This is a genomic window from Candidatus Pantoea persica (assembly GCF_013753875.1).
In the GTDB taxonomy this organism is placed as follows: domain Bacteria; phylum Pseudomonadota; class Gammaproteobacteria; order Enterobacterales; family Enterobacteriaceae; genus Pantoea; species Pantoea persica.
Map to the genome: position 1 here is coordinate 42779 of NZ_SMDS01000022.1, position 25625 is coordinate 68403.

The window sequence follows — 25625 nt, forward strand, 5'->3', positions numbered from 1 at the left end:
TTTGTTTAGTCGCGTTCGCCTAGAAAGCAGTCTGCTCGCCCAAATTCTGGTGCTTCTCAGTCACATCCCGCGCGTCGCTATACGACGAAACCGGCGCCTGACACCAGTTATTCGCCGCCTTGATGCCGCCGTTCGGCGAGCTGTAGCCTAGACAGCCCAGAATGGTGTCGAACAGCTCAATGTGACGGGTGCGTCTTGCCGACGCGCTGCTGCGCCTGCAGACGCTCAAAGCGGGCGCGGTTGTCCGCATCCGCCAGATACTTATCGGATGCCCACACCATCATCGGCACGCGGAACTGCTCCGGCGGCGCCAGCTCGCGCGGCGTACCGTGCAGATGGGTATTCTCGCTAATCGATTCGCCGTAGTCGGCGGCGTAAAACACCAGCGCCTTCTTGTCGCGCAGCTGATCTAACACGCTGTCCAGCATGGTGTCGACGTAGAGGATAGAGTTGTCATAGGCGTTAATCAGCTGCGCCTTGCTGCAGGTATCGTCTGCGCCCATGCACTCCGGCTGATAGCGGGCGAAGCTGCGCGGATAGCGCTGCGAATAGAGATAGTGCGAGCCTTTGGTGTGCAGCACCACCAGGTGCTTACCGTGCGGATAGCGATCCAGCGACGCCTTCAGCTCCGGCACCAGCAGCATATCGTCGACCGACTTGCCTGTGTTGCGCGGCTCGGAACCAATCTGCTCACGGAAAGCTAAAGTTATTCACCTCCGCGTTATCTTAAAACCAGACCTCGCTCTGCATCGCGAACAGCTCGGAAGAGAAGCCCAGCTCCTTCATCACGGCAAAAATATTCTTCTCTTTCAGCGTGCGGCCCGGCGAATCCTCGGTGCCGCTCTCGCACACTAACATGCAACGTAGCTACAGATTGGTAGCAGTATCTCAATCTCACGACTTGCCGCGGAACGCCACCAGATTCCTCTCTTCGAGAGCTTCGGCATAGTATCGCGGTTATAGCCCAGCATGCCCATATGGTCCCAGCGCGTCGTTTCGCCGATCACGAACACCACATAGGTATCGTCGATGCCCGACGGCGCGATATAGGTAAACTTCTTCGCCTTCGCCGGGTCGAGCAGCTCCTGGCTGTCCAGCGTCTCATCAATGCGCGTCCAGGCGAAAAGCCCTACCGCCGCTAGCCAGTTCGACGGCAGATAAGAGTGCGCCACCACACCTGCCGTAGCTCGGCAGATCGATTTGATGATCTCTTCGTTGTCCTTTTGCAGCTTGTCGAAATAGCGGATAGGCAGCCAGAGCAGTGCCACGCACAGCAGCAGCATCAACGCTGGCTTCAGCCGCTGGCCCGGCGTGCGCAGCTATTCGATCAGCGTCTGGCTGAGATTGTTGCGCCAGATCGTCAGCAGCGGCAGCGCGCTCACGGCGATCATCCAAGCCACAAAGTGCAGGCCGACTACCTCTTTCGACAGATCCACATCGATGGTCATCACCGACGCCACAATGCCGTAGCCGATCACCACGTTGAAAAAGGCCATTGTAGTAGGCGGCAGCGACGGAGATTAGTACCAGCAGCGTCGCGAGCACGCGATACAAACGTTTGCCACCCAGCAACAGCAGGCGAATCAGGAAGAACGTAAGCACTACAATCGCCATGATTTCCGTGACGGCCATTAACCAGTTCGTCACGGTAGATTTCGCCAAAAAGCCGTCAAAAAGACGGTAAAAAAATCGGCAAATTGAGCAGTATACCGATGTGTAACGCCAGCAGCAGTGAAAGCTTTTGCTGGGTTATTGTCTTTATGTAATTCATCTTAAAGGGCTTTCCCGGGGCTGGAGCATAATGGTGAACGCTATTGTGACTATCGCAACACGGAAGAGTTCGCTTTATCAGCGCAAAGACATGACAATTTCTTGACGAACAGGAAGAATCTGTACGAGATCGGACGGCTCTTTCACGAGGCCGGACAGTAGAACATAAATTGACCAGACAGGCCAGCGAAGCACGTGCGATCTGCGCGCAGACAGCTAAATGAGAGGAAAAAACGGGCCCGCTCAGGGGGCCGTCAGACTTAGCGGATGATATTCAGCGTCACGTCGATGTTGTTGCGCGTCGAGTTAGAGTACGGACAAACGATATGTGCGGCGTCAACTAGCTTCTGCGCTTCCGCTTCGTCCATCTCCGGCAGATGAATATTCAGCTTCGCTTCGATGCCGAAACCGTTCGGGATCGGACCGATGCCGACTTCGCCTTCAATCCATGCGTCTTTCGGCATTGCGATTTTGTCGCGGTCCGCGACGAACTTAATCGCGCCTAGGAAGCAAGCGGAGTAGCCCGCAGCAAACAGTTGCTCCGGGTTGGTCACTTCGCCGCCTGCGCCGCCCATCTCTTTCGGCACGCCCAGCTTCACGTCCAGCACGTTGTCGGAAGAGGTCACACGGCCGTCACGGCCGCCGGTGGCTTTGGCTTTTGCGGTATAAACAACTTTTTCTAAAGACATAACTTCCTCTCTAATATTAGGATAATCGTGCAAGACAATCATAAGTATAGCCGATGTTTCAGCGGGCGCGAGCGTCCGGCCTTGCCTCAACGCGACCGGTTCAGATTGTCGCGCAGTTCATCCAGTTCATTCTTCAGCGTCAGCAGCGTCTCATCGTCGCAGGCGGTGGCGCATTGAATCGCCTCCGGGATAGCGCGCGCCTTGCTTTGCAGCGCGTGGCCCTGCTCCGTCAGCGTCACCACCACCTGGCGCTCATCCTGATGCGAACGCTGCCGGTTAATTAGCCCGGCACTCTCCAGCCGCTTCAGCAGCGGAGTCAGCGTGGCGGAATCCAGAAACAGCTGCTCGCCAATTTCGGACAAGGTGAGGTCGTCCTGCGCCCAGAGCACCAACATCACCAGATACTGCGGATAGGTGATTTCAAGCTGCGACAGCAACTGCCGGTAGACCTTATTCATTGCCAGATTGGCGGAATAAAGCGCAAAGCAGAACTGCTGGTCGACCAACAGTGGCGTCGTCTGCTCTTTTTCGTCATTTTGGTTACTGTTCATGGGAATGAACATAAATAGCGCGCTAGATAATTGCAAGCAACTTTTCATCACGAGGGTTTTTGCATGCTAGAATCTCTGGAAAAGCAGGCACGACGCTATGCGACGCGCGCTCATTCTGAAGCCGGTCAAAATACACTGACGAGCCCTATATCGTCCATCCCGCTGCCGTCGTGGAGCTGGTGCGCAGCGTCAGCAGTGACGACGCGCTGCTGGCGGCGGCTTGGCTGCACGATACGGTAGAAGATACCGACTCGACGCTGGGCGATATCGAATCTCACTTCGGCCCGCGCGTGGCAGAGCTGGTCGAGATGCTGACCGACAGTGCGCAGCCGCAGGCCAAAAACCGCGTGGCGCGCAAGATAGCCTATTTTCGCCACACCGCCACCGCGTTACCCGAAGCGAAAACCATCAAGCTGGCCGACATTATCGACAATACCCGCGCCATCGTGCGTTTCGATCCCTATTTCGCCAGAGTCTATCTGGTGGAAAAGCGTATTCAGATCGATTTTTTTAATAGGGCGATGCCAAACTGTGGCGACAGGCCAGCGCCATTATCGAGCAAGGCATCGCCCAGCTGGGCGCCCTACCCTACAACGTGCCGGACAGCTGGTTCGCCCGGCAGGCGGCCAAGTACAGCAGCCTGCAATAAAAAACACACTGGCGGCAGGTTCTCTTTTTTTCTTCTTTTTAGCCCAGTAGCTGCCGTCCGAGATAGGGATTGGCATTATGCACTCAGCGTTCGATTTTCATGCTAGCTACCTTCCCATCGAGTCCCGATGATGGGACGCAACGCCGTCGCCACCTCTCAGCCGCTAGCGGCGCAGGCGGGCCTGCGCATGCAGCAGCAGGGCGGCAACGCGGTGGACGCGGCGATCGCCAGCGCCATGGCACGTGACGGTGCTGGAGCCGACCGGCAAAGGCATCGGCAGCGACGCCTTCGCCATTATCTGGGACGGCCATCAGCTGCACGGCCTCAACGCCTCGGGCCGCGCTTCGGCCGCCTAGCATCCGGAGCGCTTTGGCACGCTGCCGCTGACCACGCTAGCGCAGCCCGCCATCGACTACACGCGCGACGGCTTTCCGATTTCGCCGCTGATTGCCGAACTCTGGCAGCGCGGCTTCGATAAGCTGCAGCATCAGCCCGGCTTCCGCGACTGCTTTGCGCCCGAGGGCCGCCCGCCGCGCGTCGGCGAGCTGTTTCGCAACCCGGCGCAGGCCGTTACGCTGCAAAAAATCGCCGAAAGCCACGGCGAAAGCTTTTACCGCGGCGAGCTGGCGGAAAAGATCGTCGCCTTCGCCCGCCAGCATAACGCCGCACTGACGCTCGACGATTTACACAACCACCGCGCCGACTGGGTAGACTTGCTGTCGCAGCCGTTTGCCGGCGGCTCGGTACAGGAACTGCCGCCCAACGGGCAAGGCATCGCCACGCTGATCGTGCTGGGCATTCTGGAGCAGCTCGACATTGGCCGCTATCCGCCCGACTCCGTGCCCTGGCTGCACCTCTCCATCGAGGCGATGAAGCTGGCGCTGGTGGATCTGGAGCGCTACGTCAGCGATGAGGATCGTCTGGAGTTTCCGGCGCGGCTGCTGCTGAGCGAGGGCTACCTGCGCCAGCGCGCGGCGCTGATCGATCCCGACCGCGCCGGCGACTTCACCTTCGGCGAGCCGCAGCAGAGTGGCCACCGTCTACCTCAGAACCGCAGACGCCAGCGGCATGATGGTTTCCTTTGTTCAGTCAAACTATATAGGCTTCGGCTCCGGCTTGGTGGTGCTGGAAACCGGCATCAGCCTGCAGAATTATGGCGCGTTTTTTTCGCTCGACGCCGCGCATCCCAACGTGGTAGCGGGCGGCAAGCGCCCTTTTCACACCATTATCCCCGCATTTGCGCTCGACACGCAGGGCGCGCCGCTGATGGCGTTCGGCGTCATGGGCGGGCCGATGCAGGCGCAAGGCCACCTGCAGCTGGCGCTGCGCGTTATGCTGCACAAGCAGGATCCGCAGGCGGCGATCGACGCGCCGTGCTGGCGCGTCGAGCAGGGGGCCGACACGTGGTGTTCAGAGCGGCGCTGGAGCGCAATACGCTGGCGGCGCTGCGGCAGCTGGGCCATCAAATTACGCTGGAAGATCCGCTGCAGGGTTATAACTTCGGCGGCGCGCAGGCGATTGTGCGCGATCCCGCAGGGGTTTTATATCGCGGCGACGGAGAGCAGAAAGGATGGCCAGGCGGTGGTGTTCTAGTGATAAGCCGGGCGACGCCACGCTGCCCGGCCACAGGGATTATGCGGCGATAACCGGACGCACGCCCAGCGTGTGGCAGATGGCGTAGCTCATCTCCGCGCGGTTCAGCGTATAGAAGTGGAAATCTTTCACCCCTTCGCGCGACAGGATTTTCACCATGTCCATCGCAATATTGGCGCCGACCATTTTGCGCGTCTCCGCATCGTCATCCAGTCCGGCGAACATGGTGTTCATCCAGCCCGGCACGCGCACGTTGGTCAGAGCGGCGAAGCGCGTCAGCTGCTTAAAGTTTGATACCGGCAGGATGCCCGGAACAATCTCCACGTCGATGCCGGTCGCCACACAGCGGTCGCGGAAACGCAGATAGCTCTCTACATCAAAGAAGAACTGCGTGATGGCTCGGTTCGCACCCGCGTCGATTTTGCGCTTCAGGTTTATCAGATCGGCCTGTGCGCTTTTCGCTTCTGGATGCACTTCCGGATAGGCGGCAACGGAAACATCAAAGTCGCCCACCTCTTTCAGCAGCGAAACCAGATCGCAGGCGTATATCTCTGGTTTGCCGCCGTTCGCCGGCAGATCGCCGCGAAGCGCCACAATATGACGAATGCCGTTATTCCAGTAATCCTGCGCAATGGCGCATAACTCGTCGCGCGACGCGTCGACGCAGGTCAGATGCGGCGCCGCTTCCAGCCCGGTCCGCTCCTTAATGCCTTTGATAATGGTGTGGGTGCGGTCGCGCTCGCCAGAGTTAGCGCCGTAGGTGACGGAAACGAATTTCGGCTTCAGGCTGCTGAGCCGGTCGATGGAGTGCCACAGGGTCTCTTCCATGTCGCTGGTACGGGGCGGGAAAAATTCAAATGACACGTTAATCTGCCCGTTCAGCTCCGCCAGGCTCTGGTTCAGCGCTTCGCGCTGGTTGGCATGAAAGAAACTCATCCTGCTTACCTCGTCACACACATCGGGTTAATTTTTTGCCTGTGAACATCCATACATTTAGACGTCCAGATTTACAAAATGAACCAATCTCAGCAGGGCGTCAACTGAAAAGTCATCAAGCGGCGTGACAATTTTTCAAACAAAATGCGGAAAATTCATCCAGCCCGGCGGGCGGAGAGGCGCGCTGCTGCGCAGGTTATTGAAATCAAACGTATTCAGGGAGAGTAGCGCGCCATGGAAGGGCGCCAGACAACAACAGCGCCGCGCGCCGGAAAAAGGCGGGCGGACTGCGTTGTCCGCTGCACCCTTTCAGGTCAGGCGGCGTTAGCCTGCGATAATGCGCGCCTAAAGCAGCTGGGCAAGGCGGTAAATGTCAAACTGGATGGCGCCGGCGGTAACGTCGCGTCCTGCGCCGGGACCGCGGATCACCAGCGGATTGTCGCGGTACCAGCGGCTTTCGATGGCGAAAACGTTATCGCAGGGCAGCAGCGACGCCAGCAGGTGCTCCGCAAGCACAGCTTCTACGCCGACGCGCGCTTTACCGTTGGCGTCGAAACGCGCCACGTAGCGCAGCACCAGCCCCATCCTGTGCCGCCTCAAAGCGTTGCAGCATCTGGTCGTTGAGCACCTCGCCATTTTTGAAAAAGTGATCGATAGAGCCCGCTTCGCAGCCCGCCGGCACCAGCGATTCTACCCGCACCTGGTCCGGCTCAATGTTGTAGCCCGCCTCGCGCGCCAGGATCACTAGCTTGCGCATCACATCCTGGCCTGAAAGATCGACGCGCAGGTCCGGCTCGGTCATCCCCTGCTGCCACGCCTGATCCACCAGCTCGGTAAAGGGTACCGTGCCGTCAAACTGCAAAATATTCAAGAGAGCGTGCCGGAGAAGATGCCGCTGATAGCTAAAATGGTGTCGCCGCTGTCGCGCAAATCGCGCACCGTGTAGTTAATCGGCAGGCCCGCGCCCACCGTGGCGTTATAGAGCCAGTGGCGGCTGGTTTTCGTGAAGGCATCGCGGAGCTGCCGCCAGCTCTGGCTGTCAGAGGCACCCGCCACCTTGTTGGCGCTGATGACGTGAAAGCCGTGGCTGGCGAAGTCGAGATAGTGATGCGCCAGCGGCGCGCTGGCGGTGACGTCGAGCACCACTAGATTCGTCGAACGGATGCGCGCGCATCCACAGAAACAGCGACTCCTCGTCGCGCGCTTCCGCCTCGTCGTCAAAGAAGGCGAGCGCGTGGCTGTCCGCCACGCCCGCCAGTATATATCAAAGCCGGTGCGCGCCGACAGCGCTTCCTGCTCGCGCGCGAACAGCTCCAGCCAGCGTGAGCCGATATTGCCTTTGCCGAACAGCAATCAGGCCGATGCGTTTTTCCCCGCGGAACAGCGACTGGTGCAGTCCCTGAACCAGCGACTGCGTCGGGCCGACGCGCAGCACCGCAACCAGGCTGATATGATATTCCGACTGCCAGACAAACTCCACCAGCTGATCCTGAATCTCCTGCCAGAAGCGATGGCTGTGCAGCGGATTGCGCGTGACGCCCGCGCCGACCGGCGCCACCAGCGCCAGCCCTTCGCGCAGCTGCAGGTGCGCCGGCAGGCCCGCGTCCTGCAGCAGCTGGAATACGCTGTTGACCACTTCGGCGGTGTAGCAGAGCTGCAGCAGCTGGCGATCCGGATGCACGCCGGTCGCCAGCGGACGCAGCTGCGCCCGCTTGAGATGCCGCTTCACCTCTTTGTACAGCGCCGCGAAGTCATGCTGATCCGGCACCTGCACTTCAATCCGGCAGACGTCGTCATGGCTGGTAACGATACGCGCGCCGGTGCCGGAGGCCAGCACGCGCTCCATACGCGTCGAGCCCTGCTCCGGCTGATAGCTGCAGCGCAGCTGAAGATCGATATCGCTGCCGGAAACCGGCTGCAGCGTTCGGGTGTGCAGCACCGGCGCGGCGAGGCGCGCCAGCTCGCTGGCTTCGTCGAGGCGCAGCAGCGGCAGCAGACAAGCGTCGGAGACTTTGCGCGGGTCGGCGCTGTAGACGCCGGCGACGTCGCTCCAGATGGTGACGCGATTGACGCCCGCCAGCGCGCCGATCTGCGTGGCGGAGTAGTCAGAGCCGTTGCGCCCCAGCAGCACGGTTTCGCCTGTACCGTTGCGGCAGATAAAGCCGGTCACCATGATACGCTGGTGCGAATGCTGCGCCAGCAGGGTCTGCAGCAGCGGCCAGGATTTCCCTTCGTCCACCTGCGGCTGCGCGGCGCGCTCGGCGCGCAGGAAATCGTGCGCGTCGAGCCAGCAGGCGGCGATGTCGAGCTGGCTCAGCACGGCCGCCATCAGCCGCGCAGACCAGACTTCGCCGTGGCCCACCACTTCTGCGTAGACCGCGTCGGTAATGGCGACTTCCAGCAGCGCGGCGAGTTTTTCTAGGTCGCGGATAAAGGCCGCCGTGAGCGGCTCGGCGAATTCAGCCGGCAGCAGCGCGGCGATAAGCTCGTTGTGGTAGCGCCGCAGCGTCTGTTGCACCTGATGCGCGCCAAGGCGATTGCTCTTGCTGAGCTTCAGCCAGCTGATAAGCTGGTTGGTGGTCGAACCGGCCGCCGACACAACCATCAGGTCGCCCGGCTTGCTGTAGTCCGCCATAATGCCGGCGAAGCGCTGGTAACAGCGCGCATCCGCCAGACTGCTGCCGCCAAATTTATGCAGCTGCTTGATATCCGGCGTTGTGGCGCCGGCTGTCTCGTCATTTTCAACCGTCGATTGCCGTCCGGAATGCATCGTCCAGGTCAGAGATTAAATCTTCATGATCCTCAATGCCTACGGATACGCGCAGCAGGGTGTCGGAAATGCCCGCCGCCGCGCGCGCCTCTGCCGACATGCCGGCATGCGTCATGGTCGCGGTGTGGGAAATCAGGCTCTCTACGCCCCCCAGCGATTCCGCCAGTGTAAACAGCTGCAGCGCCTTCAGGAAGCGGCGCAGCAGCACTTCGTCACCGTCCAGCTCAAAGCTCAGCATGGCACCAAAGCCGCACTGCTGACGCGCCGCGAACTGGTGTCCGGCGTTTTCCGGCAGAGAGGGATGATAAAGCTTTTTCACCAGCGGCTGCTGTTGCAGATATTCCACAATCGCCAGCGCGTTGCGCTGCGCCGCCGCCATACGCGGCGCCAGCGTGCGCAGGCCGCGCAGCAGCAGATAGCTGTCGAATGCTGCGCCGGTGACACCGATATTGTTCGCCCACCACGCCAGTTCGGTCACCAGCGCCGGATCTTTGGCAATCACCGCGCCCGCCACCACGTCGGAATGGCCATTGAGATATTTAGTACAGGAGTGGATCACCAGATCCGCCCCCAGCGCCAGCGGATTTTGCAGCGCCGGGCTCAGGAAAGTATTGTCGACCACGCTGACCGCGCCGGCGTGACGCGCCGCTTCGCAGATGGCGGCGATATCCACCACGCGCAGCAGCGGATTGCTCGGGCTTTCCACCAGCACTAGCTTCGGTTTTTCCGCCAGCGCCGCCTCCAGCGCCGCGCGGTCGCCTTGATCGACGAACTTTACGTGGTAGGCACCGCGTTTGCTCAGGCTGTCAAACAGGCGATAGCTGCCGCCGTAGCAGTCGTGCGGGGCGACCAGCAGATCGCCCGGCTTCAGGAACACGGTCGTCACCAGATGGATCGCCGACATACCGGTATTGGTCAGTACCGCGTCCGCGCCGCCCTCCAGCTCCGCCAGTGCGCGCTGCACCACATCGCGCGTCGGGTTGCCGCGGCGCGAATAGTCATGCGCGCGCGGCTCGTTGAAATCGAGGAAGTTATAGGTGCTGGAGAGGTGAATCGGCGGGACAACGCAGCCATATTGCTCGTCATCATTCAAACCGCTGCGGACTGCAATGGTTGCCTGTTTACGCGTCATGGTGCTTACTGTTCCTGAAGAGAGTAATAAAGAGGCAACAGGATAACATCCCACAATTGGACGTCAATACATCTGGACATCTAAGTGTCTTTGCGTATAGATTGAGCAGAATGTTATAATCCGCTAAAATTACCCCTCACTGCCTGCGTTTTGCGACCGTATTCATCGGCCAGGATGAAGAAACCCCGCAGCTCAAGAGGTCAGGCACGGTAAAATAGGGCATAATCCATTGATTTCCCCACTTTTAACTTTTATATTGATTAAGGTAACCTATGGCTGAATGGAACGGCGAATATATCAGCCCTTACGCTGAGCACGGTAAGAAGAGTGAGCAGGTTAAAAAGATCACAGTTTCTATCCCGCTGAGTGTGCTGAAGATTTTAACGGATGAGCGTACCCGTCGTCAGGTGAACAACCTGCGTCACGCTACAAACAGCGAACTGCTGTGCGAAGCCTTTTTACACGCCTTTACCGGACAGCCGCTGCCGGATGACGTCGATCTGCGCAAAGAGCGCAGCGATGAGATCCCGGAAGAAGCGAAGAAAATTATGCGCGATAAGGGCATCGATCCCTACACCTGGGAATACTGAATCGCAGCCATAAAAAACCCAGCCGAAGCTGGGTTTTTCTTGCATCCGAATCAGAAACTCGTCTGCATAAAACTTATTTTTTGCTGCCCGGGATGGCGAAACGCTTGTTGAAGCGGTCAACACGGCCACCGGTGGCAACTTCACGCTGCTTACCAGTGTAGAACGGGTGGCATTTGCCGCACACGTCCAGGTTCATGTCGTGAGCCATAGTTGAGCGCGTGTGGATCACGGTGCCGCAGGTGCAGGTGATGGTCACAGCTTCGTATTTCGGGTGAATACCTTGTTTCATGGGGGAACCTCATAAAAGGCAGTACCGCTCTCCGTGCCAGGCTGAAACCTGCAGCACCACACGCGGTTGAACATTAATTTTTTTTAGGCTGTAGCGAGAGCTTTCTCACCAGAGGGGGCATATTATACAGAAAATAACCGCTTTTAGCAAATCTTCTGCAATCTGTTTGCCGTGACGCCCGCTGTGGGCTGCGGCGCAATCCAGCCGCCTTGCGCAGCAAATGGTGTACACTAGGCGGCTTCTCATCACCCTTATCGAACCGGAATTGATCGCCATGCCCGTTGTCCTGGTCGCCCTGCCCGTTCCGCTCCCGCGTCTATTTGACTATCTGCCGCCCCACGGCCTGCAGCCGGTGACGGGCGGGCGCGTCAGCGTGCCGTTCGGCAACCGCAAAATGATCGGCGTGGTGGTGGGCTTTCGCGAGCAGAGCGATCTGCCGGAGGCGCAGCTAAAACGCGTCGCCGAGGTGCTGGACAGCGAATCGCTTTTTCCGCCCTCGCTGTGGTGCCTGCTCAACTGGGCTGCGGGCTACTACCACTCTCCCCTTGGTGAGGTGCTGAGCCATGCGCTGCCGGTGTTGCTGCGTCAGGGAAAACCCGCAAAGGATACCCCGCTGTGGCAGTGGATCATTAGCGAACAGGGCCAGGCGACCGCGCCGGAGAGCCTGAAGCGCGCGCCGAAGCAGCAGCAGGCGCTGGCGGCACTGCGCCAGCAGCCGCTCTATCGCCACCAGGTCGCCGAACAGGATCTCACCGAGACCGCACTGCAGGCGCTGCGGGCCAAAGGGCTGTGCGAATTGCGCCAGCATCAGCCGCAGCGGCTGGACTGGCGGGAGAGTTTCGCGATGAAGGGCGAACGCCTGCGCCTCAATACTGACCAGGCGATGGCGGTCAGTGCTATCCGCAGCGAGGATGAGCACTATGCCGCCTGGCTGCTGGCCGGGATCACCGGCTCGGGCAAAACCGAAGTCTATCTCAGCGTGCTGGAGAACGTGCTGGCGCGCGGCAAGCAGGCGCTGGTGCTGGTGCCGGAGATCGGCCTGACGCCGCAGACCATTGCCCGCTTCCGCGAGCGCTTCAACGCGCCGGTCGACGTGCTACACTCGGCGCTTAACGACAGCGAACGGCTCGCCGTCTGGCTGCGCGCGCGCCAGGGGGAAAACGCCATTATCATCGGCACGCGTTCGGCGCTGTTCACGCCGCTGGCGCGGCCGGGCGTCATTATTATCGACAAAGAGCACGACAGCTCCTATAAGCAGCAGGAGGGCTGGCGCTATCAGGCGCGTGACCTGGCGGTGTTCCGCGCGCGCGAAGAGGATATTCCGATTGTAATGGGCTCGGCGACGCCGGCGCTGGAGACGCTGCATAACGTGCGCAGCGGCAAGTATCGTCAGCTCGATCTGACCCGCCGCGACGGCAACGCCAAACCCGCGCTGCATCAGCTGGTGGATCTCAAAGGGCAGCAGCTGATCGGCGGGCTGGCGCCCGCGCTGATCGGCAAGATGCGCCAGCATCTGCAGGCGCCCAACCAGGTGCTGCTGTTTCTTAACCGCCGCGGCTATTCGCCCGCCCTGCTCTGCCACGACTGCGGCTGGATCGCTGAATGCCAGCGCTGCGAACGCTACTACACCCTGCACCAGCAGCAGCGCCAGCTGCGCTGCCACCACTGCGACAGCCAGCGCCCACTGCCTAACCAGTGCCCGCAGTGCGGCTCGACGCACCTGCTGCCGGTCGGGGTCGGTACGGAGCAGCTGGAGCAGCAGCTCAGCACGCTGTTTCCCGGCGTGCCGGTGTCGCGCATCGACCGCGACACCACCAGCCGCAAAGGCGCGCTGGAGCAGCATCTGGCCGATGTGCATCGCGGCGGCGCGCGCATTCTGGTGGGCACGCAGATGCTGGCGAAAGGGCACCACTTTCCTGACGTGACGCTGGTGTCGCTACTGGACGTGGACGGCGTGCTTTTCTCTGCCGACTTCCGCGCCGCCGAGCGCTTCGCGCAGCTCTATACCCAGCTCGCCGGCCGCGCGGGCAAACAGGGCGAAGTGCTGCTGCAAACTTACCACCCCGAGCATCCGCTGCTGCAGACGCTGCTGCATCAGGGCTATTTTGCCTTCGCTCAGCAGGCGCTGTTTGAGCGTCATTCGGTGATGCTGCCGCCCTGGACCAGCCATGCGCTGTTCCGCGCGGAAGATCATGACAATCAGCAGGCGGCCGAATTTCTGCAGCAGCTGCGCAACCTGCTGGACGCCAGCCCCTTAAAAGATGCCACGATGTGGCTGATGGGTCCCGTGCCGGCCCTGCAGCCGAAGCGCGGCGGGCGCTGGCGCTGGCAGCTGCTGGTGCAGTACGCCTCGCGCAAGCGCCTGCAGCAGCTGCTCAGCAGCTCGCTGCCGCTGGTCGCCACCCTGCCCGCCGCGCGCAAAGTCAAATGGACGCTGGATATAGATCCCACCGAAAGCTGAGCCTGCGAGCCAGATCGAAAAAAGTCGCACAAGTCACAATTTTTATGCAAATTAAGTAACAACCCAGCCGCGCAATCGTTAACAATGTGCTCGGCGTGGCTTTTTCGGGCCATAACTTTTTCGAACGCGCCAGGAGTAAAGTGTTGGAGCTGAATCCTCAAAAGCCCACCGCCACGATGAAAGATGTGGCTGAGAAAGCGGGCGTTTCAACCGCCACCGTGTCGCGCGCGCTGATGAATCCCGACAAAGTGTCGGTGGCAACGCGGCAAAAGGTCGAGCAGGCGGTGATGCCGTCGGCTATGCTCCCCACGGTCTGACGCGCAACGGCCGCCGCAGTGAAACGCAGACGATTCTGGTGATTGTGCCCGACATCTGCGATCCCTTTTTCAGCGAAATCATCCGCGGCGTCGAGGTTACCGCGGCGGAGGAAGGCTATCTGGTGCTGATTGGCGACTGCGCGCACCAGAACCAGCAGGAAAAAACCTTTCTCGATCTGCTGCTGCTTGGCTCGCAGATCCCGCTCGGGACGATCAGCGCAGCCTGCCGCCGATGGCGATGGCGATGGCGATGGCGATGGCGATGGCGAATGAGTTTGCGCCGGAGATGTCGCTGCCGACGGTGAATATCGACAACCTGACCACCGCCTTTGAGGCAGTGAACCATCTGCTACAGCTGGGCCATCACCGCATCACCTGCATCGCCGGGCCGGAAGAGATGCCGCTGTACCAGTACCGGACGCAGGGCTATATTCAGGCGCTGCGCCGCAGCAATCTGCCGGTCGATCCCACCTATATCGTGCGCGGCGCGTTCAGCTTCGAGGCGGGCGCGCAGGCGTTGACGCAGCTGATGTCGCCGCCGCCGCGCACGCTGTTCTGCCACAGCGATATGCTGGCGCTCGGTGCCATGAATCAGGCCAGGCGTCTCGGCCTTCACGTGCCGCAGGATCTCTCCATCGTCGGCTTCGACGATATTGAACTGGCGCGCTACTGCGAGCCGCCGCTGACGACGGTGACACAGCCGCGCTATCAGATTGGCCGCGAAGCGATGCTGCTGCTGGATGAGCTGCAGGGCAAACGCGTCAGCAGCGGCTCGCGCCTGCTGGATGCCGAGTTGACCGTGCGTGGCACCACGGCCCCGCTCAATAAGCGCGAGAAATAAGGCGTCTTTTCGGGTATTTTCAGTAGATTCTTTAGGTGAACATTGCTGGTCAAAGTTCCGACCCTTGAATAACATGGCGGACTCCTTGCCGGGCGGTCTTTTAAGGCGTTTTCGCCCAGTTGGCACGATTTTTTTTTGAAGGTTATCAGAACGAGAGTGGCACAGAGAGATTACGTAGGCCGCGGGCGTTCAACAGGGACGCGTCGCAAAAAAAGGAGCACCAGCCGCGGAAAGAAAAGCAAAGGCGGTTCAGGTGTTTCCAGACTGATGGTAGGACTGGCTGTCGCGGTGATGGTGACCTTTGCCGGTAGTTTATGGTTCCTTGCGCATCATAAGAAAGAGGATGTGCCGGTGATCCCGTATCATAAAGCCAACGGCAAAGGCCTGCCGCCAAAGCCAGAAGAACGCTGGAAGTACATCAAAGAGCTGGAAAATCGTCAGGTCACGGTGCCGACGCCAACCGAACCTTCGGCGGGCGGCGAGATCCAGTCGCATACCCAGCTGACCGACGAACAGCGTCAGCTGCTGGAGCAGATGCAGGCGGATATGCGCCAGTCGCCGACACAGCTGAACGAAGTGCCGTGGTACGAACAGACCCCGGCGCAGCGCCAGCAGACGCAGGAGACCGCGAAGAAAGCCGCGGAAACAACCTCCTCGACTCAGCGCTGGATGGTGCAGTGCGGCTCGTTCAAAGGCACCGACCAGGCAGAATCGGCTCGTGCCGGCCTGGCGTTCGAAGGATTTGAAAGCCGCATCACTATCGGCGGCGGCAGGAACCGCGTCGTCATCGGTCCCTTTAAAGATCGCAGCAGCGCCGACAGCATGCTGAAACGCCTGCGCGGCAACGGCCATTCAAACTGTATTCCGCTTTCCGTCGGGGGTTGAAACCCGACAAACCTGCCCCATATCTGGTTGCATGATGCGCCGCGCCTTGCCGCGCGGCGCTTTTTTTCTACTGTAACAAGGGGTCTGCCCGTGACAACAATAGTAAGCGTACGACGCAACGGACGAGTCGTTATCGGCGGTGATGGCCAAGCAACTCTCGGCAATACCGTAATGAAAGGTAACGTTAAAAAAGTGCGTCGTCTTTACAACGATAAGGTAATTGCCGGTTTCGCTGGCGGTACTGCAGATGCCTTTACGCTGTTTGAACTCTTCGAACGCAAACTCGAAATGCATCAGGGACATCTGGTGAAAGCCGCTGTCGAACTGGCGAAAGACTGGCGTACCGACCGCATGCTGCGCCGCCTTGAGGCGCTGCTGGCGGTGGCAGACGAAAACGCCTCGCTGATCATCAGCGGCAACAGCGACGTCATCCAGCCAGAAAACGATCTGATCGCCATTGGTTCCGGTGGCCCCTTCGCTCAGGCGGCGGCGCGTGCGCTGCTGGAAAACACAGAGCTGGGCGCATATGACATCGTCGCGAAATCTCTGAACATCGCGGGCGATATCTGCATCTATACCAACCATAATGTTAACTTTGAAGAATTGCCGTCCAAAGCGTAAGGATTAACTATGTCTGAGATGACTCCCCGCGAAATCGTCAGCGAACTGAATCGCTTTATCATCGGCCAGGACGGCGCAAAACGCGCGGTCGCTATCGCGCTGCGCAACCGCTGGCGTCGTATGCAGCTCGACGAAGAGCTGCGCCACGAGGTGACGCCGAAAAATATTCTGATGATCGGCCCGACCGGCGTCGGTAAAACTGAAATTGCCCGTCGTCTGGCGAAGCTCGCCAATGCGCCTTTTATTAAGGTGGAAGCCACCAAGTTCACCGAAGTCGGCTACGTCGGCAAAGAGGTCGACTCGATTGTTCGCGACCTGACCGACGCCGCCGTGAAAATGGTGCGCAGCCAGGCGATAGAAAAGAATAAATACTGTGCCGAAGAGATGGCAGAAGAGCGCATTCTCGACGTGCTGATCCCGCCGGCCAAGAACAACTGGGGCCAGCCGGAGCAGAGCAGCGAGCCTTCCGCCGCGCGCCAGTCGTTCCGTAAGAAGCTGCGCGAAGGCCAGCTGGATGACAAAGAGATCGAAATCGACCTAGCCGCCGCGCCGGCCGGCGTTGAGATCATGGCGCCGCCGGGCATGGAAGAGATGACCAACCAGCTGCAGTCGATGTTCCAGAATCTGGGCGGCCAGAAGCAGAAGCCGCGCAAGCTGAAGATCAAAGACGCGATGAAGCTGTTGATCGAGGAAGAAGCGGCCAAGCTGGTGAACCCGGAAGAGCTGAAGCAGGATGCGATTGAGGCCGTCGAGCAGCACGGTATCGTCTTTATCGACGAGATCGACAAAATCTGTAAGCGCGGCCAGTCGTCCGGTCCGGACGTGTCGCGCGAAGGCGTGCAGCGCGACCTGCTGCCGCTGGTGGAAGGCTGCACCGTTTCGACCAAACACGGCATGGTGAAAACCGACCATATCCTGTTTATCGCCTCCGGCGCGTTCCAGGTCGCCAGCCCGTCGGATCTTATCCCGGAACTGCAGGGCCGCCTGCCGATTCGCGTTGAGCTGCAGGCGCTGACCGTCAACGACTTCGAGCGCATCCTGACCGAGCCGAGCGCCTCTGTCACCGTGCAGTACAAAGCGCTGATGGGCACCGAAGGCGTTAACGTCGACTTTACCGACGACGGCATTCGTCGCATCGCGGAAGCGGCATGGCAGGTGAACAAAACCACCGAGAACATCGGCGCGCGTCGTCTACACACCGTGCTGGAGCGTTTGATGGAAGAGCTCTCCTATGACGCCAGCGACCGCCAGGGCAATTCGGTGACCATCGACGCGGAGTACGTCAGCAAGCATCTGGACCAGCTGGTGGCGGACGAAGACCTCAGCCGCTTTATCCTGTAATCCGCTTTTTTGTACGTCTGCCTGTCAGCCCGGCCTGCGCGCCGGGCTTTTTTTATCTGCATGCTGCTGATGCAGCAAAATTTTTTCCGCTGATGATTTTGCCAACAATCTGCATCTGGCGGTATACTTACCGCTCCTGTGGCAAACAGACGGACCCACAATGAAATACAATACATCTGAACTCTGCGACATCTACCATGAAGAAGTAAACGTTGTTGAACCGCTTTTTCAAACTTCGGTGGCCGCACCTCGTTTGGTGCTCAGATAACTACTAGTGTAGTGAAATGTTTTGAGGACAACGGCCTGCTCTACGATCTGCTGGAAGATAACGGGCGCGGGTGCGTGCTGCTGGTGGACGGCGGCGGATCGGTGCGGCGCGCGCTGGTCGATGCGCAGCTGGCTCGGCTGGCGGTGGAAAACGAGTTGGAAGGCATGGTGATTTACTGCTCGCTCGGTGCGCCAGGTTGACGAACTGAAAGAGCTGGAGATCGGCATTCAGGCAATTGCCGCCATTCCGGTGGGCGCGGCGGGCGAAGGCATTGGCCGAGAGCGACGTGCGCGTAAACTTCGACGGCGTCACCTTCTTCACCATCTCTACGCCGACAATACAGGCATTATCCTGTCGGAAGACGCGCTCGATATCGAGTAAGACGCAAACGAAAACGAGAGCACGCTGCTCCCGTTTCTCATTTCAGCTGAGGATTACACCTCTTCCATTTTTCCCAGCAGTGCACGCAGGCGCTCCTGCCACAGATGCTGCTCTTCCTTCAGCTGTTGATTTTCACGCACCAGCGAGTCGTGGTTGCCCGCCGCCTGCTGCGCTTCGTTTCTCAGGCTGTTGTTCTGCTCTTTCAGCTCTTCGATTTCCATCTGCAGCAGGGTGATGGTGTCAATCGCCTGCTGTACTTTGGCTTCCAGTTTCTCGAATACTTCAAATGACATCTTTCTGACCTCTCCTAAATTCTCGCAGGGCGTTGATGATGCCAGCCTTAGCGCATGACGCCCTGTATCTGCCAGGCCAGCAACAATGTTCCCGATTGTATGTAGCCAGCCAGCGCAAGTCCAGCGACGCAGGCCCGGCGGGCGCACTCTGTACCATTTTTCGGCTTATGCCTGGCGCCGACCCTTGATGCGCGCCGCGCAGCGAAAACGAAACGGTGAAACGCGTGAAATGGCGTTCCCTGAACGGCAGGAGGTGCGAAAACGAGCACTTTAACTCAGCATAAAGATTTCGCTATTTCTCGTTTATGCTCGTTAACGATAAATTAACACAAGCCCTACAATAAAGCTGGATGACTCATGGAATGAGAACAAAAACTGATAAAATTTAACCTCGCTTCAGGAATACCATTATGAGTCTGACAACCAACATACTGAAAGGTCAGTGCATAGCCGAATTCATTGGAACCGGCCTGATCATCTTTTTTGGCGCTGGCTGCGTAGCCGCGCTGAAACTGGCTGGCGCCGCCTTCGGCCAATGGGAAATTCGTATTATCTGAGGTTGGGCTGTTTCCATGGCGGTGTATCTTACTGCTGGCGTATCGAGCACGCACCTTAACCCTGCGGTGACGGTGGCGCTGTGCCTGTTCGCCAACTTTGATGGACGTAAAGTGCTGCCCTACATTCTGGCGCAGGTTGCCGGCGCATTCTGCGCTGCCGCGCCGGTTTACGGCCTCTACTACAACCTCTTTTTCGATTACGAGCAAAGCCATCAGATGGTGCGCGGCACGGTTCAGAGCCTCGACCTCGCCAGCATCTTCTCCACTTACCCGAACCCGCACATCAGCGTAGGCCAGGCGTTCCTGGTTGAGCTGGTGATCACGGCGGTTCTGATGGCGGTGATCATGGCGCTGACTGACGACGGCAACGGCGTTCCGCGCGGCCCGCTCACTCCGCTGCTGATCGGCCTGCTGGTGGCAGTGATCGGCGGCGCGATGGGCCCGCTGACCGGCTTCGCCCTGAACCCGGCGCGTGATTTCGGACCCAAGCTATTCGCCTTCTTTGCAGGCTGGGGTAACGTTACCTTCACGGGCTGGTGCCGATTTTCGGCCCGTTAGTGGGAGCCTATCTGGGCGCCTTCAGCTACCGCGCGCTGATTGGCCACCACCTGCCGGGTGCAGCACAGGCCAGTAGCAAAACAGAAAAACCGGTCGCACGCGCTGAGCAGCGTAAAGCATAAGTTTCACCTTTTCATCGGGAATGCATTATGACGACTACCACTGATAAAAAATATATTGTTGCACTCGACCAGGGCACCACCAGTTCACGCACCGTGGTGCTGGATCATGACGCTAACATCGTTGCCGTGTCACAGCGCGAGTTTACCCAAATTTATCCGAAGGCGGGCTGGGTTGAGCACGATCCCATGGATATCTGGGCGTCACAGAGCTCCACGCTAGTAGAGGTGCTGGTGCACGCTGACATCCGTTCTTATGAAATAGCCGCTATCGGCATTACCAACCAGCGCGAAACCGCCATCGTATGGGATAAAGAGACCGGCAAGCCGATCTATAACGCTATCGTCTGGCAGGATCCGCGCACTGCAGACTACTGCAACAAGCTGAAGAAAGAGGGTCTGGAAGAGTATATCCAGCACACCACCGGCCTAGTGATTAACCCCTACTTCTCCGGCACCAAGGTGAAGTGGATCCTCGACCATGTGGAAGGGGTGCGCGAGCGCGCGACGCGCGGCGAGCTGCTGTTCGGCACCGTCGATACCTGGCTGGTGTGGAAAATGACCCTGGGTCGCGTGCATATCACCGACCACACCAACGCCTCGCGCACCATGATGTACAACATCCACAAGCTGGAGTGGGATCAGCGCATGCTGGAGATCCTCGACATTCCGCGCGAAATGCTGCCGGAAGTGAAAGGCTCCTCTGAGATTTATGGCCAGACTAACATTGGCGGTAAAGGCGGTACCCGAATTCCGATCGCCGGCATCGCGGGCGATCAGCAGGCGGCGCTCTACGGCCAGCTCTGTGTGCAACCGGGCATGGCGAAAAACACCTACGGCACCGGCTGCTTTATGCTAATGAACACTGGTACCGAAGCAGTGACCTCATCGCACGGCCTGCTGACCACCATCGCCTGCGGCCCGCGCGGCGAAGTGAACTATGCGCTGGAAGGCGCGGTATTTGTCGGCGGCGCCTCTATCCAGTGGCTGCGCGACGAGATGAAGCTGATCAGCGACGCCGCTGACTCCGAGTATTTCGCCCTGAAAGTGAAAGATACCAACGGCGTCTATATGGTGCCGGCCTTTACCGGCCTGGGCGCGCCCTACTGGGATCCCTATGCGCGCGGCGCGATTTTCGGCCTGACGCGCGGCGCTAACGCCAACCACATCATTCGCGCCACGCTGGAGTCGGTCGCCTACCAGACACGCGACGTGCTGGAAGCGATGCAGAACGACGCCGATACTCGCCTGCAGTCGCTGCGCGTAGACGGCGGCGCGGTCGCCAACAACTTCCTGATGCAGTTCCAGTCGGACATTCTCGGCACGCGCGTTGAGCGTCCGGATGTGCGCGAAGTCACTGCGCTGGGCGCCGCTTACCTGGCGGGCTTGGCCGTCAGCTTTTGGAACGATCTGGAAGAGGTGTGCGCCAAAGCTGTGGTTGAGCGCGAGTTCCACCCGAGCATTGAAACCACCGAGCGCAACGTGCGTTATGCTGGCTGGCGCAAAGCCGTAGCCCGCGTGCAGGCGTGGGAAGATCACGACGAGTAATCTGCTTGCCTGCTAGCGGCGACGCCAGTACGGCCTTGCTGTTCACGCGCCCCGAACAACAGGTTGTGTGGGGCGCTGTGCTTTCACCCTCCTTTCACCTGCCGCCGCGAGCTTTTTTTTGCCCTTCCGCATTGTGCTACACTGCTTTATTTCATCAGGTGCAGGCCATGAAACGAGAACTCGCCATAGAATTTTCCCGCGTCACGGAAGCGGCCACCTTAGCAGGCTATCGCTGGCTGGGTCGCGGCGACAAAAACAGCGCCGACAGCACCGCCGTCCACGCCATGTGACACGTCCTCAATACCATCGATATCGACGGCCAGATTGTGATTGGCGAAGGGGAAATCGATGAGGCGCCGATGCTCTATATCGGCGAAAAGGTCGGCAGCGGGCGCGGCGACGCGGTGGATCCGCTCGAGGGCATGCGCATGACGGCGATGGGTCAGGCCAATACGCTGGCGGGGTGCTAGCGGTAGGTGACAAAGGCAGCTTCCTGCACGCGCCTGATATGTATATGGAGAAGCTGATTGTCGGCCCGGCGGCGCGCGGCCATATCGATCTTGACCTGCCGCTGGAGACGAACCTGCGCCAGATCTCCGCGGCGCTGAATAAGCCGCTGACGCAGCTTGACGGTCTCAATCCTTGCCAAACCGCGCCACGACGCCGTTATCGTGCAGCTGCAGCAGCTTGACGTGCGCGTCTTCGCCTTTCCTGACGGCGACGTGGCGGCCTCGATTCTGACCTGTATGCCCGACAGCGAAGTCGACGTGCTGTACGGCATCGGCGGCGCGCCGGAAGGCGTAGTGTCGGCAGAGGTGATCCGAGTGCTGGACAGCGACATGCAGGGCCGCCTGCTAGCGCGTCACGAGGTTAAAGGCGACAGCGAAGAGAATCGCCGCCGGCCAGCAGGAGCCGGCGCGCTGCGCCGAGATGGGCATCGAAGCGGGTGAGGTGCTGCCGCTGGAGCGTATGGTGCTCAACGACAACGTCATTTTCTTCGCCGCCACCGGCATCACCAGCGGCGATCTGCTGAAGGGCATTACGCGCCAAGGCAACGTCGCCACCAGCGAGACCCTGCTGATCAGCGGCAAGTCGCGCACCATTCGCCGCATCCAGTCGATCCACTATCTCGATCGCAAGGACGCGGCGCTGCATCCCTTTATCCTGTAACCGTCCTGTTTTGCTCTTCCGGCTGCCGCGACAGCGGCAGCCAGCACAGCAGCATCACCAGCGCGGTAGCGAACATCAGCATGCCGAGGCTGAACTGATCGCGCTGCGGCAGCAGCGCCGACGCCCAGGCGACCACGCCGGAGCCGAGATTCTGCAGGCCGCCGATCAGCGCGCCAGCGCTGCCCGCCAGCCACGCGTAAGGCTCCATCGCGCCCGAGGTCGCTAGCGGAAACAGTATCCCCGCGCCGAAGAAAAACAGCGCGGCGGGCGCCCCAGCAGCGTCCAGATATTCATAACGCCGAACCAGGCCGTGAGCCACATCAGCGCGCCCGCCAGCAGACAGCTGTTGACGCCTGTCCACATCAGGCTGTTCCATGAACGCTGCTCGCGGCCGGCGAACCACGCGCCGAAGAAGGCGGCGGGGATCGGCAGGATAAACAGAATGCTGACGGTAAACTCATCCAGCCCCGGCACGCCGCAGCTCGCCTCGAATACCGCAATGCCCGCCAGTGCGCCGATCAACAGCACGATAAAACGCATAAAGCTGGCGTCGCTCAGCAGGCGCTGATAGCGGCGGAAAAAAGGGGTGACGTCGCCGCCCTGCGGACGCGTCTCCGGCAGCCAGCGCGCCATCGCGCCGGTGACCGCAATGCAGAGCAGCAGCAGGAAGGCGAAACAGGCATGCCAGCCGAACAGCTTCGTCAGCAGCGCGCCAATTACCGGAGCCCGCAGAGGGCTGACCAGCAGTCCCATATTGAGCAGGCTGTTGGCCTGGCGCAGCGCCACGCCCGCATAGAGGTCGCGCGGCATGGTGCGCGCTATCACGCCCGCCACGCTGGTGCCTAAACCCTGCACCGCGCTGCCCAGCACCAGCACGTTTAGCGAGGGCGCCAGCATCGAGGTGACGGCGCCGATCATAAAGATCGACATTCCGGCGAGAATCACCGGGCAGCGACCCACGCTGTCGGAGAGCGGACCATAGATCAGCTGCGATCCGCCATAGATCATCAGATAGGCCGCCATCACGCGCTGCAGCATGCCGTCATGCACGTTGAGCGCGTCCGCCATATCGGCCATCGCCGGCACGTAGATGGTCTGCACCATCTGCCCTACCGCCAGCATTAAAATCAACATCAGCAGCAGCGGCTGATTTGCCATCTTTTTCATCGACATCTCGGTCTAGGAAACAGGGTTAACGCAGCAGCAAAATGGGCTGCGTCAGCATAATGGCGGGAAAAATATCAGGATTACGTGACAAATCGAGAGGCGGAGGCAAAGCCGTTACCGCCGCGGCGTCAAGTTTTCGTACCACCTTGTCAACGAGCGGCAACGCCGTGTTCAGTCGTGCGGTGCATTTGTCGATTAGAGCCTAAAAACCGGCGCGCGGGTGGAAAAACCGCGGCGCAGCCGCGATGATATCTCTGTGCCTGAAAAATCAATGACCAGGGGAAACGTTATGGCTGAGTGGGTCAACGCGCAAGTAAAGGAAGTGAAGAACTGGACGGAGGCGCTGTTTAGCCTGCGGGTCCACGCGCCGATCGATCCTTTTACCGCCGGGCAGTTCGCCAAGCTGGCGCTAGAAGTTGACGGCGAACGCGTGCAGCGCGCTTACTCCTATGTGAACGCGCCCAGCGATCCGCTGCTGGAGTTCTATCTGGTCACCGTGCCGGAAGGCAAGCTCAGCCCGTGTCTGCAGGCGCTGAAGCCGGGCGACAGCGTGATGGTGACCAAAGAGGCAGCCGGTTTTTTCATTCTGGATGAGATCCCGCCGTGCAATACCCTGTGGATGCTGGCCACCGGCACGGCTATCGGCCCCTATCTTTCGATTTTGCAGCAGGGCGAAGGGCTGGCTCGCTTCGAGCATATTGTGCTAGTGCACGCGGTGCGCTACGCCGCTGACCTGAGCTATCTGCCGCTGATGCAGTCGCTGCAGCAGATCTACAACGGCAAGCTGCGCATTCAAACGGTGGTCAGCCGGGAAAACGCCCCTGGCTCGCTGACCGGCCGTGTGCCGGTGCTGATTGAGAGCGGCGAGCTAGAGCGCACGGTAGGGCTGCCTATAGAGGCGGCATCAGTCCATATTATGCTGTGCGGCAATCCGCAGATGGTGCGCGATACGCAGCAGCTGCTGAAAGAGACGCGCGATATGCGCAAGCACCTGAAGCGCAAGCCGGGACATATCACCAGCGAACATTACTGGTGAGCCTTGCGCCAGAAGCGTAACGGTTGCGGGCACCGAAACGGTTGACGCCGCCGTTGCCGCGAAAGACGCCGAGATCGAGCAGCAGCCAGGCGACGATGACGCTAAATCCCCAGTAGCCGCGGCGGTTGCGATCGTGCAGACACTTCACCAGCACCGCACTGGCGAGCCACAGCAGGCAAACCACACCTAACGCTGCGATCTGCGTATCCAGTAGACCGCTGCCCGCCAGCACAAACAACAGCGTAATTAAAATCAGCCAGATCGCCTGCCAGATCCAGAAGTCGCGCCGAGACGGGGCCGCGGAACGAAAAACAACCTTGCTATAGTGTAATGTGCATTTCCAGAGAAAAATTTGCCCGTCGCGCTTTTGACTTTTGTCGTGAAAACCCGTTCTAATTTACAGCTGAGTTTACTGATCAGAGCCAACGAAATGAAGAATTTGCCAAGCGCGCTGCTGCTGAGTCTTGCGCTGACGGCACCGGCAGTAGCCGCCGATCCTGCGCTGCGCGACCGTGCCGAATCCGTGCCTGCCGCCCCCTATTTGCTAGCGGGCGCGCCGACCTTTGATATGTCTATCGGCCAATTCCGCAAAAAGTATAACGCCGTCAACGCGAATCTGCCACTGATGGAGTATCGCGCCATCGACAGCAAAAACGATAAAAGCCGTCTGACGCGCGCGGCGAGCAAAATCAGCGAAACGCTCTACGCTTCCACCGCGCTGGAACAGGGCACTGGCAAAGTGAAAACGCTCCAGCTGACCTGGCTGCCCGTTCCGGAGCCGGATCAGAAAGCGTCTCAGGAAAAAGCACTGGCCTATATGACGGCGCTGCTGCGTTTTTTCATCCCCGGTCTGTCGCCGGCGGAGGCGAGGCAGAAGCTGGAAGCGCTGCTCGCCGAAGGTAAAGGCACGCGCTACTTCGCCCGCACCGAAGGCGCGCTGCGCTTTGTGGTAGCGGACAACGGCGACAAGGGGCTGACCTTCGCTATCGAGCCGATAAAACTGACGCTGCCGCCCGCCGATCAGGGCGGCAAAAATGACGAAAAGCAAAGCCATTGACCTGAGAGATCTCTATACTGTCTGGCAGTCTACGCT

The 25625-nt window shown here is 59.8% G+C and carries 19 protein-coding genes and 9 pseudogenes; 14 read left to right on the forward strand and 14 right to left on the reverse strand.

Translation table 11 applies throughout. The features are described 5' to 3' along the window. Positions 1 to 19: 19 nt before the first annotated feature. The 3 genes and pseudogenes from eptB to EIO60_RS14860 form a co-directional block, all read right to left on the reverse strand. Positions 20 to 1771, reverse strand: a pseudogene (gene eptB / locus EIO60_RS14850) (kdo(2)-lipid A phosphoethanolamine 7''-transferase). 259 nt (positions 1772 to 2030) lie between these two features. Further along, the gene (locus tag EIO60_RS14855) at positions 2031 to 2459 is read right to left on the reverse strand and encodes an organic hydroperoxide resistance protein (protein ID WP_258577248.1); all 429 of its coding nucleotides are present in this window, start codon (positions 2457 to 2459) and stop codon (positions 2031 to 2033) included. A gap of 86 nt (positions 2460 to 2545) precedes the next feature. Further along, positions 2546 to 3010 (reverse strand): MarR family winged helix-turn-helix transcriptional regulator, encoded by a 465-nt coding sequence (locus EIO60_RS14860; RefSeq protein WP_258577249.1) that lies wholly within the window; start codon positions 3008 to 3010, stop codon positions 2546 to 2548. A gap of 63 nt (positions 3011 to 3073) precedes the next feature. Here EIO60_RS14860 and EIO60_RS14865 point away from each other — a divergent pair. Next, positions 3074 to 3659: pseudogene (locus EIO60_RS14865) on the forward strand (HD domain-containing protein). 77 nt (positions 3660 to 3736) lie between these two features. Further along, a pseudogene (locus tag EIO60_RS14870) lies at positions 3737 to 5252 on the forward strand (gamma-glutamyltransferase family protein). 39 nt (positions 5253 to 5291) lie between these two features. Here the strand turns inward: EIO60_RS14870 and metF are convergent. The 6 genes from metF to metB form a co-directional block, all read right to left on the reverse strand. Then, positions 5292 to 6188, reverse strand: coding sequence for a methylenetetrahydrofolate reductase (gene metF / locus EIO60_RS14875; protein ID WP_258577250.1), 897 nt, complete (start codon positions 6186 to 6188; stop codon positions 5292 to 5294). Positions 6189 to 6533: 345 nt separating this feature from the next. Next, positions 6534 to 6764: a hypothetical protein gene (locus EIO60_RS14880; protein ID WP_258577251.1), complete on the reverse strand. Its 231-nt coding sequence runs from the start codon at positions 6762 to 6764 to the stop codon at positions 6534 to 6536. Then, positions 6727 to 7059 (reverse strand): hypothetical protein, encoded by a 333-nt coding sequence (locus EIO60_RS14885; RefSeq protein ID WP_258577252.1) that lies wholly within the window; start codon positions 7057 to 7059, stop codon positions 6727 to 6729. Before EIO60_RS14885 ends, EIO60_RS14880 begins: the two co-directional genes overlap by 38 nt. Continuing rightward, positions 7056 to 7541 carry a hypothetical protein gene (locus EIO60_RS14890; RefSeq protein WP_258577253.1) on the reverse strand — a complete coding sequence of 162 codons (486 nt, stop codon included), beginning with the start codon at positions 7539 to 7541 and terminating at the stop codon, positions 7056 to 7058. The genes EIO60_RS14885 and EIO60_RS14890 overlap by 4 nt, the downstream gene beginning before the upstream one ends. Continuing rightward, positions 7453 to 8958 carry a bifunctional aspartate kinase/homoserine dehydrogenase II gene (gene metL / locus EIO60_RS14895; protein WP_258577254.1) on the reverse strand — a complete coding sequence of 502 codons (1506 nt, stop codon included), beginning with the start codon at positions 8956 to 8958 and terminating at the stop codon, positions 7453 to 7455. Before metL ends, EIO60_RS14890 begins: the two co-directional genes overlap by 89 nt. Further along, positions 8930 to 10090, reverse strand: a complete 1161-nt coding sequence (metB, locus tag EIO60_RS14900) for a cystathionine gamma-synthase (RefSeq protein ID WP_258577255.1) — start codon at positions 10088 to 10090, stop codon at positions 8930 to 8932. The genes metL and metB overlap by 29 nt, the downstream gene beginning before the upstream one ends. 272 nt (positions 10091 to 10362) lie before the next feature. Here metB and metJ point away from each other — a divergent pair, with 272 nt between their 5' ends. Beyond that, positions 10363 to 10680 carry a met regulon transcriptional regulator MetJ gene (gene metJ / locus EIO60_RS14905; protein WP_258577256.1) on the forward strand — a complete coding sequence of 106 codons (318 nt, stop codon included), beginning with the start codon at positions 10363 to 10365 and terminating at the stop codon, positions 10678 to 10680. Between the two features lie 73 nt (positions 10681 to 10753). On the opposite strand, the gene rpmE is transcribed toward metJ, so the two are convergent. Continuing rightward, on the reverse strand, positions 10754 to 10969 hold the full coding sequence (gene rpmE / locus EIO60_RS14910; protein ID WP_258577257.1) for a 50S ribosomal protein L31: 216 nt from the start codon (positions 10967 to 10969) through the stop codon (positions 10754 to 10756). Positions 10970 to 11243: 274 nt separating this feature from the next. Between rpmE and priA the strand changes: the two genes are divergently transcribed. The 6 genes and pseudogenes from priA to rraA all read left to right on the forward strand — a co-directional run bounded on the left by priA (position 11244) and on the right by rraA (position 18084). Continuing rightward, complete coding sequence (priA, locus tag EIO60_RS14915; protein ID WP_258577258.1) at positions 11244 to 13430, forward strand: primosomal protein N'; 2187 nt, start codon at positions 11244 to 11246, stop codon at positions 13428 to 13430. A 143-nt stretch (positions 13431 to 13573) separates the two neighbouring features. After that, positions 13574 to 14588: pseudogene (gene cytR, locus EIO60_RS14920) on the forward strand (DNA-binding transcriptional regulator CytR). 156 nt (positions 14589 to 14744) lie between these two features. Further along, positions 14745 to 15473, forward strand: coding sequence for a cell division protein FtsN (gene ftsN, locus EIO60_RS14925; RefSeq protein ID WP_258577259.1), 729 nt, complete (start codon positions 14745 to 14747; stop codon positions 15471 to 15473). 90 nt (positions 15474 to 15563) lie between these two features. Beyond that, the gene (gene hslV, locus EIO60_RS14930) at positions 15564 to 16094 is read left to right on the forward strand and encodes an ATP-dependent protease subunit HslV (RefSeq protein WP_258577260.1); all 531 of its coding nucleotides are present in this window, start codon (positions 15564 to 15566) and stop codon (positions 16092 to 16094) included. A gap of 9 nt (positions 16095 to 16103) precedes the next feature. Beyond that, positions 16104 to 17435 (forward strand): ATP-dependent protease ATPase subunit HslU, encoded by a 1332-nt coding sequence (gene hslU, locus EIO60_RS14935; protein WP_258577261.1) that lies wholly within the window; start codon positions 16104 to 16106, stop codon positions 17433 to 17435. Positions 17436 to 17595: 160 nt separating this feature from the next. After that, a pseudogene (gene rraA / locus EIO60_RS14940) lies at positions 17596 to 18084 on the forward strand (ribonuclease E activity regulator RraA). Between the two features lie 53 nt (positions 18085 to 18137). Here the strand turns inward: rraA and zapB are convergent. Together zapB and EIO60_RS14950 are read right to left on the reverse strand one after the other, a co-directional pair. Then, positions 18138 to 18377, reverse strand: coding sequence for a cell division protein ZapB (gene zapB, locus EIO60_RS14945; RefSeq protein WP_258577262.1), 240 nt, complete (start codon positions 18375 to 18377; stop codon positions 18138 to 18140). A gap of 335 nt (positions 18378 to 18712) precedes the next feature. Beyond that, complete coding sequence (locus EIO60_RS14950) at positions 18713 to 18913, reverse strand: hypothetical protein (RefSeq protein ID WP_258577325.1); 201 nt, start codon at positions 18911 to 18913, stop codon at positions 18713 to 18715. On the opposite strand from EIO60_RS14950, the pseudogene EIO60_RS14955 reads away from it, so the two are divergent. From EIO60_RS14955 to glpX, 3 genes and pseudogenes are all read left to right on the forward strand, one after another. Next, positions 18848 to 19614, forward strand: a pseudogene (locus EIO60_RS14955) (MIP/aquaporin family protein). The gene EIO60_RS14950 and the pseudogene EIO60_RS14955 overlap by 66 nt on opposite strands. 27 nt (positions 19615 to 19641) lie before the next feature. Further along, positions 19642 to 21159 carry a glycerol kinase GlpK gene (glpK, locus tag EIO60_RS14960; protein ID WP_258577263.1) on the forward strand — a complete coding sequence of 506 codons (1518 nt, stop codon included), beginning with the start codon at positions 19642 to 19644 and terminating at the stop codon, positions 21157 to 21159. A gap of 167 nt (positions 21160 to 21326) precedes the next feature. Beyond that, positions 21327 to 22329, forward strand: a pseudogene (glpX, locus tag EIO60_RS14965) (class II fructose-bisphosphatase). Here glpX and emrD read toward each other — a convergent pair. Further along, positions 22319 to 23496: pseudogene (emrD, locus tag EIO60_RS14970) on the reverse strand (multidrug efflux MFS transporter EmrD). The pseudogenes glpX and emrD sit on opposite strands and share 11 nt — an antisense overlap. A gap of 289 nt (positions 23497 to 23785) precedes the next feature. Here emrD and fpr point away from each other — a divergent pair. After that, positions 23786 to 24532 carry a ferredoxin--NADP(+) reductase gene (fpr, locus tag EIO60_RS14975; protein WP_258577264.1) on the forward strand — a complete coding sequence of 249 codons (747 nt, stop codon included), beginning with the start codon at positions 23786 to 23788 and terminating at the stop codon, positions 24530 to 24532. Here the strand turns inward: fpr and EIO60_RS14980 are convergent. Continuing rightward, positions 24523 to 24852 (reverse strand): annotated as a pseudogene (locus EIO60_RS14980) (DUF805 domain-containing protein); the annotation flags it as partial. The gene fpr and the pseudogene EIO60_RS14980 overlap by 10 nt on opposite strands. 110 nt (positions 24853 to 24962) lie before the next feature. On the opposite strand from EIO60_RS14980, the gene EIO60_RS14985 reads away from it, so the two are divergent. Next, positions 24963 to 25589 (forward strand): DUF1454 family protein, encoded by a 627-nt coding sequence (locus EIO60_RS14985; protein ID WP_258577265.1) that lies wholly within the window; start codon positions 24963 to 24965, stop codon positions 25587 to 25589. Positions 25590 to 25625: the final 36 nt, after the last annotated feature.